At 69.9% G+C, this 13524-nt stretch carries 12 protein-coding genes; 3 read left to right on the top strand and 9 right to left on the bottom strand.

All coding sequences use genetic code 11. The features are described from left to right. Positions 1-7: 7 nt before the first annotated feature. From ABZ345_RS06695 to ABZ345_RS06680, 4 genes are all read right to left on the bottom strand, one after another. A complete protein-coding gene (locus ABZ345_RS06695; RefSeq protein ID WP_359843692.1) occupies positions 8-1474 on the bottom strand; it encodes an AMP-binding protein in 1467 nt (488 codons plus the stop codon). Next, on the bottom strand, positions 1471-3660 hold the full coding sequence (pabB, locus tag ABZ345_RS06690) for an aminodeoxychorismate synthase component I (RefSeq protein ID WP_359843690.1): 2190 nt from the start codon (positions 3658-3660) through the stop codon (positions 1471-1473). Before pabB ends, ABZ345_RS06695 begins: the two co-directional genes overlap by 4 nt. Before the next feature lie 31 nt (positions 3661-3691). Continuing rightward, positions 3692-4336, bottom strand: coding sequence for a hypothetical protein (locus ABZ345_RS06685; protein WP_359843688.1), 645 nt, complete (start codon positions 4334-4336; stop codon positions 3692-3694). 302 nt (positions 4337-4638) lie between these two features. Beyond that, positions 4639-5364, bottom strand: a complete 726-nt coding sequence (locus tag ABZ345_RS06680) for a phosphatase PAP2 family protein (protein ID WP_359843686.1) — start codon at positions 5362-5364, stop codon at positions 4639-4641. 113 nt (positions 5365-5477) lie between these two features. On the opposite strand from ABZ345_RS06680, the gene ABZ345_RS06675 reads away from it, so the two are divergent. After that, positions 5478-6467, top strand: coding sequence for an ADP-ribosylglycohydrolase family protein (locus tag ABZ345_RS06675; RefSeq protein ID WP_359843684.1), 990 nt, complete (start codon positions 5478-5480; stop codon positions 6465-6467). A 143-nt stretch (positions 6468-6610) separates the two neighbouring features. Next, positions 6611-8062, top strand: a complete 1452-nt coding sequence (locus tag ABZ345_RS06670; RefSeq protein WP_359843682.1) for an amidase — start codon at positions 6611-6613, stop codon at positions 8060-8062. 5 nt (positions 8063-8067) lie between these two features. Here the strand turns inward: ABZ345_RS06670 and ABZ345_RS06665 are convergent, their stop codons facing one another. Beyond that, positions 8068-9129: a questin oxidase family protein gene (locus tag ABZ345_RS06665; RefSeq protein ID WP_359843680.1), complete on the bottom strand. Its 1062-nt coding sequence runs from the start codon at positions 9127-9129 to the stop codon at positions 8068-8070. A gap of 85 nt (positions 9130-9214) precedes the next feature. On the opposite strand from ABZ345_RS06665, the gene ABZ345_RS06660 reads away from it, so the two are divergent. After that, positions 9215-10213, top strand: coding sequence for a DUF5937 family protein (locus tag ABZ345_RS06660; RefSeq protein WP_359843678.1), 999 nt, complete (start codon positions 9215-9217; stop codon positions 10211-10213). Between the two features lie 13 nt (positions 10214-10226). Here the strand turns inward: ABZ345_RS06660 and ABZ345_RS06655 are convergent, their stop codons facing one another. The 4 genes from ABZ345_RS06655 to ABZ345_RS06640 all read right to left on the bottom strand — a co-directional run bounded on the left by ABZ345_RS06655 (position 10227) and on the right by ABZ345_RS06640 (position 13357). Further along, a complete protein-coding gene (locus ABZ345_RS06655) occupies positions 10227-10730 on the bottom strand; it encodes a GNAT family N-acetyltransferase (protein ID WP_359843862.1) in 504 nt (167 codons plus the stop codon). Positions 10731-10852: 122 nt separating this feature from the next. After that, entirely contained in the window at positions 10853-11317 is a 465-nt protein-coding gene (locus ABZ345_RS06650; protein WP_359843677.1) for a YdeI/OmpD-associated family protein, read from the bottom strand. A gap of 14 nt (positions 11318-11331) precedes the next feature. Beyond that, a complete protein-coding gene (locus ABZ345_RS06645) occupies positions 11332-12054 on the bottom strand; it encodes a hypothetical protein (RefSeq protein ID WP_359843675.1) in 723 nt (240 codons plus the stop codon). Between the two features lie 91 nt (positions 12055-12145). Then, complete coding sequence (locus tag ABZ345_RS06640) at positions 12146-13357, bottom strand: ROK family transcriptional regulator (protein WP_359843673.1); 1212 nt, start codon at positions 13355-13357, stop codon at positions 12146-12148. Positions 13358-13524 lie beyond the last annotated feature (167 nt).

Here is a 13524-nt window from a genome sequence, read left to right as displayed (position 1 = left end):
TCCTTGGTTACCAGGATCCGGTGCGCACCACGTGCCGGCGCAACTTGCCGGTGGCGGTGCGCGGCAGCTGCCGCACGAGCCGCACGGTGCGGGGGACCTTGAATGCGGGGAGCCGGGACCTGGTCCAGGTGATCAGTTCGTCCTCCAGCCCCGGTGAATGGTGTGCCGGGACGACGAACGCCCGCAGCCGGGAGGCGTCCTGGTGGTCGAGCACCGCGGCGACGGCGGCCTCGCGCACCAGCGGATGTGCCGCCAGCACGCCCTCGATCTCCAGCGGGGACAGGGAGATCCCGCCGACCAACTCCATGTCGTCGGTGCGGCCGAGATGGCTCAGCGTGCCGTCGGGGTTGCGGCGAACCCGGTCGTGGGTGGCGAGCCAGCCGTCGACCAGCGTGCCGCGGGTGAGGTCCGGCTGGTTGAGGTAGTGGGAGAACAACGTCGGGCCGCGCACCCACAGTTCGCCCTCCGCCGCAAGGGCCTGCCCGTCGCGCACCTGCATCTCCCAGCCGGGCACTGGGTGGCCCAGCGTGCCGGGAGTGTTGTCGCCGATCCCGTTGGCGCAGAACGCGTGCCCGGCCTCGGTGGACCCGATCTGCTCCAGCACCTCGATTCCCAGCTCGTCGCGCAGCCGTCCGCCTAGTGACTCCGGCAGGGGCTCGCCGGCGGACACCGCCGCACGCAAGGAACTCAGCGCCGCGTGCGCCTCAGCGGACGCCAGTGCGGCGTAGGAAGAGGGCACGGAGTACAGGAGGTTCACCCGGTGCCGGGCTATCAGGCTGACGATCTCGTCCGCGCCCGGCCGGTGTGGCGTGAGCACCGCGGACGAACCCGAATGGAGCGGGAACGCGAGTGCGTTGCCCAAGCCGTACGCCCAGAACATCTTCGACACCGAGAGCGCGACGTCGCCGATGCCGATGCGCAGCACCTCACGTCCCACCGAGGTGCCGTACAGGACGAGGTCCTTGTGCGTGTGGACAACGCCTTTCGGGTGACCGGTGGTGCCGGAGGTGTACTGCACGTAGAGCGGGCTGGACGGCGTGACGTTGGCGGCGGGTCCGGCCGCGGTCGTCCAGGCCTGGTCGAGCAGGTGATCGACGTCGATCCACCCGTGGCCGGAGAAGCGTTCCTCCAGTGCCGGGTCCGTCACGCAGGCGCGGGGGACGCTGTCGGCCAGCAGCAGCCGGTGGTCGGCGGCGGTGAGCTCGGGGTTCACCAACACGGCCACCGCGCCCAGCCGGGTGATCGCCAGGAAGGCGACGACCCACGCGGCACTGTCCGGCGCGGCGAGCAGCACGTGATCGCCCCTGCTGACCCCTCGGTCGTGCAGAACGCCGGCAGCTCGTGCGGCGAGATCGTGGATCTGGCCGTGCGACCACACGTCGTCGCCGGCGAAGTAGGCGGGCCGGTTCGACCAGCCGGCCCGGTCGGCGTGCGTCGCCAGTGCGAGGGCCGCGTTGTGGACTCTGCTCATCATCCGGCCTCCACCTCCGCGCCGATCGCGGTGGCACGGCGACGGCGGCGCGCGTGCCTGCCTCGCCGGTGCACGCGTGGGTCGGCGGACAGCACGGCGGCGGGCCGGTGCGCGCCGGAACTCCAGTACGCCCGCATCGGCGCGGCCAGCTTGAGCAGCATCTCCTGGTACTCGCCGTCGGGGTCGGAACCCAGCACGACGGCGCCGCCCGCGCCGATCCGCACCCGCCCGGCCGAGAAGACCGCGGTGCGGATGACGATGCTCAGGTCGGCGGATCCGTTGCAGCTCAGGAAACCCAGCGCGCCGGAGTACACGCCCCTGGCACTCGTCTCCAGGTCGTCGATGATCTCCATCGTGCGTTCCTTGGGCGCGCCGGTCATCGACCCGCCGGGGAAACAGGCGCGCACGCAGTCCAGCGCGTCCAGTCCCGGCCTCAGCTCGCCCCGCACCGTCGACACGAGCTGGTGCACGGTCCGGTACGTGCGCGTGGCCATCAGCTCCGGCACTTGCACGGTGCCGACCTGGCACACGCGTCCCAGGTCGTTGCGCAGGAGGTCGACGATCATCAGGTTCTCCGCGCGTGTCTTCGGGTCGACGGCCAGTCCGTCGCGCAGTGCGGCGTCCTCTTCCGGGGTCGCCCCTCGGGCAGCCGTGCCCTTGATCGGTTCGGCCTGCACGACACCGTCGGCGCCGACGCGGAGAAACCGCTCCGGCGAGGAGCTGGCCACGTCGACCTCGCCGAAGCGCAGGTAGGCGGAGTACGGCGCGGGGTTGACCCGGCGCAGCATCCGGTAGTAGTCGGCGGACGCGCACGTCGCGGGCAGTTCGACCGCCGTGGTCAGGCAGATCTCGTAGCTCTCGCCGGCGCGCAGTTGTTCCTGGCAGGCAACGACATCGGTGCGGTAGTCGTCTCCCTGGCGCAGCAGCCAGCGTTCGGTGACCTCCACGGCGTCCTCGTCGTGCGGCCACGACCTCACCGGCGCCTCGTGCGACGACAGCGAGGAGAGGAAAGCGAGCGTGGCGTCGATCCAGCCGGCGGCCTCGTCGTGGGCCGAACGCGTGTCCTCGGCCAGGCAGAGCAGATGTGCCGTGTGTTCCTGATGGTCGATGACGATGACGCGGTCGGCGAACAACCAGGCTGCGTCCGGCGTGCTGCTGCGGTGGGCGGCCTTGCCACCGAGTGCCGCCTTGAGCTCGTAGCCGAAGTACCCGACCCATCCGCAGGTGAAGTCGAACGGGAGATCCGGCTGGGCGTGTGCGCGATCTTTCAGACCGCGCCGCAGGTAGGCGAAGATGTCGTCGCGCACACTGGTCTCCCGGCCCGCGCGCTCCGCGGTCACCACTCCCGTCCGCACGTCGTAGCTGCAGTACTCGGCGAGCGGGCCGGTGTCGTCGCCCAGGTAGGAGAACCGCGCCCCGCGCTCGCCCGCTCCGGCGCCGTCGAGCCAGAACGCGCGGTCCGACCCGGAATGCAGTGCCGCGAACACCTGCTCGGGATCGACGACCCCTTGGTGCACAGCGGTGTGCAAACGATGGCCCGTGTGCCGGGGCACCACGCTCTCGTTGTCCGCCAACGGTCTTGCCGGACCGCGCACGGTGACGGACGGTCTGGCCGCCTCGGACAGCTCGCGGAAGTTGGCGAGCAGCCGGGTGCCCCACTCGGTGAGGATCGACTCGGGGTGGAACTGCACGCCCCACTGCGGCCGGGAGCGGTGCCGCAGCCCCATCAGCACGCCGTCCTCCGCCCACGCCGTGGCTTCGAGTCCGGGCGGCAGCGGTTCGGGCACGTGTAAGGAGTGGTAGCGCACGGCCGTGAACCCCTGCGGTATGCCCTCGAACAGGTCGCTGCCGTCGTGCGTGATCACGGTCGGGTGGCCGTGGCGGGCCTTCGGTGCCAGCGTGACCCGCGCTCCCGCGAGGAACCCGAGGCCCTGATGGCCGAGGCATACGCCGAGCACCGGCAGCACGTCCTGGTCAAGGAACCTGGTCGCCCCGGCGAGGTCCCGGCTCCTGCCCGGCCGGCCGGGGCCGGGGGAGATCACCACGTTGTCCACGTCGCCGAACGACAACCTGGCGAGCTCCGGGTCGTCGTTGCGCAGCACGAGGGGTTCTTCCCCGTTCACGCTCGCGACGAGGTGGAACAGGTTGTACGTGTAGGAGTCGTGGTTGTCGATGAGGAGAGTCCGCACGAATACGCTCCGGTGCTCGGGGGCGGCGGGTTCAAGGGGACTGAAGGCCACGCCAGGTCGAAGTGGACGAGATCGAGGTGGGCGCCGCGTCGGGCTGGTCGGGTTCAGGTGCTCGGTCCGCCGCTGCGGGGACGCCGCTCCGGCGCAGCCACGGGCCGAGCACCTTCATCACCTGCGGCATGAGCACCCAGGTCATCAGCCCCGTCACGCACACGCACAGCACGAGCGTGCGCACCAGGAGCGGCAGGCCCGTGACCCGCGGGATGACGGTGACGTTGACCAGCAGCACCGCCGGGAACACGCCGATCAACGTCACCAGGGCGGTCTTCCACCGCGGTGGAGGGCTCGGTGGTGCGGGTGCCTGCGCGGGTGGTGCCGGCGGTTCGACTCGGGTGGCGAACCGGCCGACGTACTCGCGCCACGTCGCGTGAGACCGCGAACGGCTCCACTCGGCGGCGCTCTCCGCGCTGTCGAACCAGCAGATGACCAGCCAGGTCGCGTCGGATGCTTTCTCCATTCTGCCATCGAGATACCCCTGTGATCTGGAAGCGGCGCCCAGCAGTCCTTTTACCGACGTGGCGAAACTCGCCATCCTGCCCGGTGTCACGCGGTGGCTGCTCATGACGACGCCGTCTTTTCCGTCGAGCTCCGGATCGGTCGTGTGCGTGGAACGCATCCGGGATCACCTCGCACGACAGAAAGGGGCGTACAAGGATTGATACGGCCATGCGCACGGGTGGGTTCAGACGACTTTGTGAACGCTAACTTCACGCGGGCCACACATCTGCGGGCGGAGTATCGGCGCTTCCGAGCAGGTGTCGTGCGCGGTGATTGGTGGGCCCGGCGCAGTCGCGGTACCCATCCGAGCCAGGCCTTCGCAAACTAGTTGATCCATTGTGGATGGATACTGTCCGGCTATTCCCGGAATAGCATCGGGATTTCCCTGTTTTGTGGAAAGAATATCTCCGGGTGGATTCTTCATTCCCGCCGTGCGGTGAAGCGGCCCCACGCCGACGCTGCGACGACGGAAAGACCTAGCAGCGCGACGCTGCCCACGATGTCGAGAACGTAGTGGTTGCCCGTGCCGAGCACGTCCGCCGCCATGGCCAGCGGGAACAACCACGCCAACAACGCCAGCCGCGGATGCGTGCCCCGCAGCGCGGTCCACACGGCGAAGGCGCACCACAGCGACCAGCCCACGTGCATGCTGGGCATGGCCGTGTGGTGGCTGGGATGTGTCCACCGCTCCTGCGACGCCTGGTGCAGGATGTCGTACCTGGCAACAATGTCGACGGCACCCGGCAGTGCGAACCGCGGCGGCGACATCGGCACCGCCCAGTACACCGGCAGGACGAGAGCCATCATCGCGACCATCGTCCGGCGAACCTTCCGATAGACCTCGGCGTGCTGGACGAACGTCCACACCAGCACGCCGAGGACCACCGCGTAGTACAGCCGGTACAGGTACACCGCCAGCTGACTGAGGGCCGGATTCCCTGCCAGCCAACGGTTCGCGCTCAGCTCGACGTCGATGTGCAGCGCGTGTTCCGCGGACTGGAGGGTCTGCGCGTTGGCGGTGGCGGCCGCGAAGTCCTTGCCCACAGCGGCATCCAGCCGCAGGAAGACCAGAAACCAGAGCACCAGGAGGACCAGTTCGACGAGCACTCCGGGCCGTCCGCCAACACCTCGCAGGAGCACGCTCACCCAAGGACGTTTCCCTGCCAGCGGCGGATTCACGCGGCCACGATAGCGCTACGGCTGTGCTGTTTCGGTGAGAACGGCCGATGTCTGCTGCGGGCCGACAGCAGGGTTGGGCTGTGGACAGAGTCGCGGGATCGTTGTACGGGTTGGCTTTCGGGGACGCGCTCGGCCGGCCGACGGAATTTCTGGCCGTTGCGGAGATCGATCGGGAGTTCGGTTCCGCCGGGCCGGACGATCTGGTGGGTGATCCCGCATTGGTCACCGATGACACGCAGATGGCGCTCGCAGTCGCGAGGGCGCTGCACGGCGTCGACCGGTACACCGCCGACGCACTCGAGCCGCGGTTGCGGAAGCAGTTCGTCGCTTGGGCGCACAGCCCGGAGAACAATCGTGCGCCTGGCATGACGTGTCTACGGGCGTGCGGTGGGCTGGCGGAAGGTGCGCCGTGGGTGGAGGCGACCATCGCAGGGTCCAAGGGATGCGGCGCGAACATGCGGGTGACCCCGGTGGGGTTGGTGGCCGGGCTCGACCTCGACGTGCTCGCCGGGGTGTCGCAACTGCAGGCCGCGATGACCCACGGTCACCCCACGGCGCTGGCCGCGTCCGAGCTCACCGCCTACGCGACGCGACTGCTGGTCGACGGCGCCGACCTGACCGACGTGCCCGCCGCGTTGCTGGCCCGCTGCGGTGAACGACGCTCGATCTACCTGGAGGACTGGCTGGGATCCCTGTGGCAGATGCCGGGGGCGACCACACCCGCGGACTTCATCGCCCGCGGCTGGGACGAGTGCGTCGCGGTCCTCGAGCGGCTGGTAACTGCCCTCGCCCGGCCTGACGACGGCCTGGACGCGTGCCTTGCCACCGGCGAGGGCTGGATCGCCGAGGAGGCGTTGGCGACCGGTCTGCTCTGCGCGATCCGGCACGCCGACGACCCGGTGCGATGTCTGGTGCGGGCCGCGCGAACCAGTGGCGACTCCGACTCGATCGCCGCGCTGGCCGGGGCGTTCGCGGGCGCCGCACACGGTCTGGCTGCTTGGCCGGCGGACTGGATCGCACGCATCGAATACGCGGACCAGTTGGCCGCCCTTGCTTCCGGACAGAATTGAGACGACCATCCTGTTGCACGACAAGGAATTTCATGGCCTGGGCCGGGAGAGTCGACCCGCCGGTGAAGGCGGCCCGGTTCGGCTTTCCTGTTGTGTGAATCGGGATTTTGTGGCTGCAGCGGCACGCCGATAGCGTCGAATCCATGGAATGGAATCTTCGTTCAGCCGAGGAACTTCTGACCGCGTTGCGTGCCGGCGAGGTGACCTCGGTGGAACTGACCGACGAGGCGATCGCCCGTGCCGAGCGGGACGACAAGGTGATCAACGCGATCTGCGTGCCGGACTACGACCGTGCGCGGGCCGCCGCACAGGATGCCGACCAGGCGCGCGCCCGCGGCGAGGACCGGCCGCTGCTCGGCGTTCCGGTGACGGTCAAGGAGTGCTACAACATCGCCGGGCTGCCCACGACCTGGGGCATGCCGCCGCATCGGAACTACGTGCCGGCCGAGGACGCGGTACAGGTGTCGCGGCTGAAGGCGGCGGGCGCGGTGGTGCTCGGCAAGACCAATGTTCCGTTGGGGCTGCAGGACATCCAGAGCTACAACGAGATCTACGGCACCACCAACAACCCGTGGGATCACGCTCGCACCTCGGGCGGGTCCTCCGGCGGATCAGCGGCGGCCCTGGCGTGCGGATTCGGCGCGCTGTCCATCGGTTCCGACATCGCCGGCTCGTTGCGCACCCCCGCGCACTTCTGCGGCGTCTACGCGCACAAGCCGACGCTCGGGCTGGTGGCGAACCGCGGCATGGTCGCGCCGTCCGAGCCGGCGTTGCCGGTCGACCTGGACCTCGCCGTGGTCGGGCCGATGGCGCGCACTGCCCGCGACCTCACGCTCCTGCTCGACGTCATGGCCGGGCCGGATCCGTTGACGTTCGGCGTGGCGTACGAGCTGGCGCTGCCGCCCGCGCGCCACGAACGGCTCCGCGACTTCCGGGTCCTGGTCCTCGACGAGCATCCGCTCATCGGGACCGGGTCCGCCGTGCGGGCAGCGGTGAACCGAGTCGCCGACGCGCTCGTCGACGGCGGCGCCCGCGTCGAACGGCACAGTCCGCTGCTGCCCGATCTCACCGAAGCAGCGACGCTCTACACGCAGCTGGTGATTTCGGGCTCTGTAGCGCGTTTCCCGGTCGAATCGGGTGAGCAGCTGCGGACCCACGTCGCCGGACTGAGCGCGGACGACCAGAGCCTCGACGCGACCCGGTTGCGCGCCATGGTGTTCAGCCACCACGAGTGGATGGAGGCGAACAACCGCCGCGAGCTCCACCGCCACGGCTGGCGGCAGCTGTTCGCCGAGTTCGACGCCGTGGTGTGCCCGATCACGCCGACGCCCGCGTTCCCGCACGTCCACAACCCCAACCCGCTGGAACGGCGCATCGACATCGACGGCGTCGAGTACCCGTACGTCGACCAGATCGTCTGGGCCGGCCTCGCCACCATGCCCGGCCTGCCCGCCACCGCCATACCGGCGGGCCAGTCTCCCGAGGGCCTGCCAGTCGGCGTTCAGCTCATCGGCCCGATGTTCGAGGACCGCACCCCGTTGCGGCTGGCGGAACTGCTCGAGGAGAAGATCGGCGGCTTCCAGGCACCGAAATAGGGCGTTCAGGGTGAATCTATGAGTCGTGTGGCGTGCGCGGCGGCGGCAAGCACGCCCAGTTCGCCGGTCTGCTCGAAGACGTCGAGGACAGTGTCGGCGAACTTGATGACGTGCTCGTCGCCGTGCCGCGCGGCACGGTCGAGCACCTCTGTCGCCGGGTCGGACCCGAGCGTCGGTGCCGGCTGGAGCTGTGGGTGCGCGGGGGCGTAGGTCGCGGTGATGGCCGCGCTGGCACACCAGACCGCGGCGAAACTGGGCACCCACAACGACGTGGGAAGCACGGGCAGGACGTGCCGGACCGCGTTGGGGGCGGTCGCGGTGTGGACCAGGAGCACCGGGCTCGCCGGGCCGTGGGCGAGATAGCCGAGCGCGGCGGCCTGGGTCAGGTCGGACAGGTGGTCCGGCACGTCGTCCGGGCTCGTCGCCGGGTGCAGGGCGGCCAGCGACGCCGGCCATCCGGGAAGCTCGGCGAGCCGGTCCAGGCGGTGCGCGATGAACCCGCTCTGCTCGGCGAGCCGGGGCACCGCGGCCAACGCGGCATCGGCCGGCAGGAGACCGGCGGGAGCGGCGACACCGGGAATGGGGCGCCACCGAGCAGCCCAGAATGCCAGGCCGTAGCCCAGTTCGGTGGCCGCGACGCGGTCCTCGTCGACGGCGCGCAGGGCACGCACCGCGTGTCCGACCCGGATGACGCCGTGGGTCGAGCCGGCGACGATGCCGGGCAGCAGCCGCGGCCACCACGTGGCGAGCACCTGCCGCCACGGGTGCTCCGCGATCTGCCGGGTGAAGTAGTCAGTCCAGTCACCGATCCGCCGCCCGTCGCCGAGGGCCGCACGCCAGTTGTGCTCGGTGATCGCCTCGACGGTGCCGGGCAGTTCGGTCAGCCGGTCGAGGTAGCGGTCCAGCCAGCGGTGCACGTCCAGATCGAGACCGCGGCGCACCATCACCTCGACCGCCATCGGACCGTGGTTGGTCAGCCCGTGGTTGCCTTCCTCGTCGCCGCCGAACTCCGGTCCCTTGCCGTGCAACCGCTCGTACGCCTCATCGAGAACCGCGTTGGAAGTCATCACTCGCCTTCACCGTCGTGGTGTCACGAGCATGCGCAGCCACCGCCAGATGGCCCAGGATTAGCCTGAGGCCTAATCTCACAAGATGATCAGACTGCGGTTCACCGTCGAGGACCTCAGCCTGGTCCGGTTCTCCATATCGCCGCTGTGGGAGGCCGTGACCAGCCTCCGGACACTCACCGCCGGTTCGCCGACCAGCCTGCACGCACCCTGGCTCGCGCAGATCCGGCCCCACCTCGACGACCTGGATCTGCTCACCACAGTGGTACGCCCCGCCGGCTACCTCCCGGACTTCCTGCACCCGCTCCCGCCGCACCGCGAACCGAGCTTCGACACCAGCCTGACCGCGCTGGCCGCCACCGATCCCGGCCTGGTCGCCACCGAGCTGGCGCACCTCGCCCAGCACCCGATCGCCATGCGCGGACCGGGACTCGGTCACCGCCGCGCCGTGCTGAACGACCTGATCGCCGACCCCCGATCCGGACTAGCCCGAATCGTGACCGCCCTGGACGGCTACTGGCGGGCGTGCGTCGCGCCCCACTGGCCACGCATGCGGGCCCTGCTGCACGCCGATCTCGCCCACCGGCTGCAGGAACTCGCCGACGGCGGCGTGCACCAGCTGTTCCGGACCCTGCACCCGGCGGTCAGCTTCACCAGCAACACCCTGAACATCGTCAAGTACTACAACGGAACCGCCGACCTGCGACGACGCGGCCTGCTGCTGATCCCTTGCGTCTTCGCCTGGCCCGACGTCATCGTCCGCACCGCCGACCCGCAACCGGCGGTCACTTACTCTCCGCGCGGACTCGGCCGCCTGTGGGAGTCCCCTTCCGGCACACACAGCCTCTCCGCGCTGGCCGGCGTGCTGGGCGACAGCCGCGCCGCGATCCTCGCCCAGCTCGACCTGCCGATGTCCACCACCCACCTGGCCGGTCAGGTCGGCCTGGCCGCGCCCACGGTCAACGCGCACCTCAAAGCGCTAAGCCGGGCTGGCATCGTGACGTCTCACCGCGACGGGCACAACGTGCTGTACCAACGCACTTCTCTCGGCGACCAGCTCGTCTCCGCCGCAGCACCTCAGTGACTGCCAGGTGCGGTCAGCACTCCTTCGACGGCACGAAGCCGGCCAACGACAGCAGGTAACGATGGCCAGTGCGGCCCTCCAAGAGGACCTCCTCTCCAGTCGGGACGAACCCGAGGCGGCTGAGCACTGTCCGGGAGCCGACGTTGTCGGCCGCCGCGGACGCCCGCAGGTTCCGCAGCCCGTAGTCCCGCACCGCCATCGTGCACAACTGGCGCACAGCGGCAGTGGCCAGCCCTTGGCCCGCAGCCTTCTGCGCGACCCGGAACCCCAGTTCCGCGGAACCGTCGGCCACGTCGACCAGGTTCACCCGGCCCAGCACCTCACCGGTGCCGGCGACCACCACGTGAAAATGGCACACACCAAGGTGCTGTTCCGCGAGCAGGCCGTCAAATCGCGCCTGGAATCCCGTGAAGTAGGCATCGCCCCGGTCGGGCACCGACGCCGCGAAGTAGGCGCGGTTCTCCCGCTCGAACACGAGCACGGCAGCGGCATGGTCAGGCCGAAGGCGTTCGATCATGGGCACCGGGAGCACGGTACACACGGGCTGCACTGTCATCGGCATGTGCGAGCAGGCCCTCGTCGTACCGCCGCGCCGACAGCGGCCCTCCGCCGCCAGCACAACGGGGCCGACAGACCGGGTCAGGTCTTGGGGCGTTGCTTGATGCCGGCAGCGAGCAGGCCGACCATCTCGGCGATCCGTGCCGCGCGCAGTTCCGGGCGCCGGGTGGTGCCGTCGACCCAGCGCAGGTAAGCGCGGCGATAGAACTGGGCGAGGGAGTCGAAGAACGCGGCGGCCGCCGGCTCGGCGTCGAGCGCGGCCGCTATGTCCTCGGCGAGGTCGGCCCGTTGCGGGCCTTCCGGGGCCAGTTCGACCTCGACGTGGTCGCCGGGTGCCAGTCCGTTGTCGCGCAGCCAGGCGGGGGTGAGGACGATCCTGTGGTCGGACGCCTCGATGACGCCGCGGAAGCGCACCTGGTTGACCGTGCCGGTGACGTGGTGCCGGGACTTGACGCCCCAGACCTCGTCGGGGTCGAACGGAACGGGCACCACCACGCGGCCACGGTCCTCCGCGCGCGCCGTGCCGGTGAAACGGCGTGCCGTCATGGCAGCGATCGTAACTAGTCCGGGGCGAAACTCTTCGGCGCCCGGACGACGAGGATTCCTTCGATCATGCCCTCGTTCACCTCGACGGCGGCCATGAGCTCGTCGATCTGGGACGACACCGTGGCATCGAGGTCGACACCTGCCTTTTCCAGCTTTTTCAGGTACAGGGCGGTGTCGTTCTCGCTGGGTGGCGTCAGCTTGGCGATGGCTTTTCGGACGGTCCGGCTGCCATAGGTCGTGACGTAGAGATCCCGCTGCGCCGCCCGGCCGTCTTCCATGGTGGCGAATACGGCGAACGTTCCGCTGGCGCCCGGAACCTTGGCGATCGCGGTCGGCGCTGCCCGGAGGTTTCCCGGGTTGTTCGCGCGCCATGCGAGACTGCCGCCCACCTTCACAAAGGTCTCGTAGGCCACGAACCTGCGGAACTGCTTGGGCACTTGCAACGCAGCCTCGTTGATCTTCACGATCATGACCGGTGTCAGTGGTTCCCCTGCCGCGAACGCGCCCGAAATCCTGAGCACCGGCGCCTTCGACCCACTTTGCTGGCGCTGCACCGAAGCAGCGGGCGACCCAGGCCGGTGAGAAGGTGCGGTAGTGCCCGTCACCGCGTCCGAGACCGCGGCATTGCCGGCGAGCTTCTGCAACGCCAAGATGTCCGTTGCACACCGGTGCGCCGAACCGTGCTCATGGGGTCGAGCCGCATCGGTGGTCTCATGATTGGTCGCGTGGCTGTGCACACCTTGACAGTGCGTGTGCCGCCCCTGCGCAGCAATGGCCTTACGGGCAGTATCTCCCTCCCCGCAGGTCCGGCACCGTTGTCCGCGGAGGTCAACCGGCGACGAGCACGGCCAGCCGTTCGGGCGCGTCGGCCAGCACGAGCGCCGCCGCGCCGCGCACCCCGGCGCTGTCACCCAGCGCACCCGGCACGACGCGCAGGTCGCTGGTGTGCCAGCTCATCGCGTTGCGCTGCACGGCGCGACGGACGGGCGTCACCAGGATGTCGCCGGCCGCGGCCAGTTCGCCGCCTATGACGACCAGTTCCGGGTTGACGATCGTGACCGCCTGGGCCAGCGCGCGGCCCACCGCGTCGCCGGCGTCCTCCATCGCGCGGATCGCGCCGCGGTCGCCGCCGCGCACCAGGTCGATCAGTTCGGCGGTCGACGCGGGCTCGGCGGTGCCCGTGGACAGGAGCTTCGCTATCGCGGCCGGGCTCGCGACGGTTTCCAGGCAGCCCCGGTTGCCGCAGCGGCAGATCGCGCCGGACGGTTCGACGATGACGTGGCCCAGTTCGCCTGCCAGGCCGCCCGCGCCCAGCAGCAACCGGCCGTCCGTGATGACGCCTGCGCCGATGCCGGTGGACAGTCTGATGTAGACGACGTCGCCGCAGTGTTGTGCTACGCCGTAACGATGTTCGGCTAGCACGGCGGCGTTGGCGTCGTTGACCAGGCGCACCGCGAACCCGGTTCGCTCGCGCAGTTCGTCGGTGGGGCGCACGCCGATCCAGCCGGGCATGATGCCCTCGGCGAGCAACGTGCCGTGCCGGTCGATCGGGCACGCGATGCCCATGCCTACGCCCAGGATCCGCTCCGCCGGGATGCCGGTGACGCGTTGTGCCTCCGCCATCAGCTCTGCGGTCTCGGCGAGCACTTCGTCGGAGTCGTTGTCCACCAACCGGTGCAGGTCGCGGTCCCACACCGGCTCGCCGAACAGGTCGCACAGCACGACCCGGACGTGGTCACGGCCGATGTCCACGCCCAGCGCGTAGGCGGCGTGCGGGTTGAGCGAGAGGGTGCGTGCCGGTCTGCCGGTGCGCAGGCCGTCCGCGCGGTTCGCGTCCTCGTCGGTCACGACGCCGGCTCGGATCAGGTCGGCGATCACCGAGCCGACGGTCGCGCGGGCGAGGCCGGTGCGGCGCATGAGATCGGGCCGCGACAGCCGACGCGTTTCGGTCAGCGCCTCCAGGACGCGCACCTTGCCGAGGCTGCGCAGGTTCACCGGCGGATCGGGCGTCGGCCGGACAGCGGGCACCGGGTGCGGCATCCGGTCACCGTAGCAGGACAGTTTGGCCGACTTTGACGTTAAGTGACCGCCGGGAGACCCGGATGGACCTTGTTTACCGGTCAAGACCGGCGAACTCTGTGGTCCGCGCTAGCTGTCTCCGCCCAATGGCGTTGAAACGACGAGAGCCACCTGCGATGTCGGAGGTA

This window comes from Lentzea sp. NPDC005914, from assembly GCF_040629405.1.
GTDB lineage: Bacteria > Actinomycetota > Actinomycetes > Mycobacteriales > Pseudonocardiaceae > Lentzea.
The sequence above is the reverse complement of the archived record's forward strand: the minus strand, read 5'-3'. Positions and strand labels throughout refer to the sequence as shown.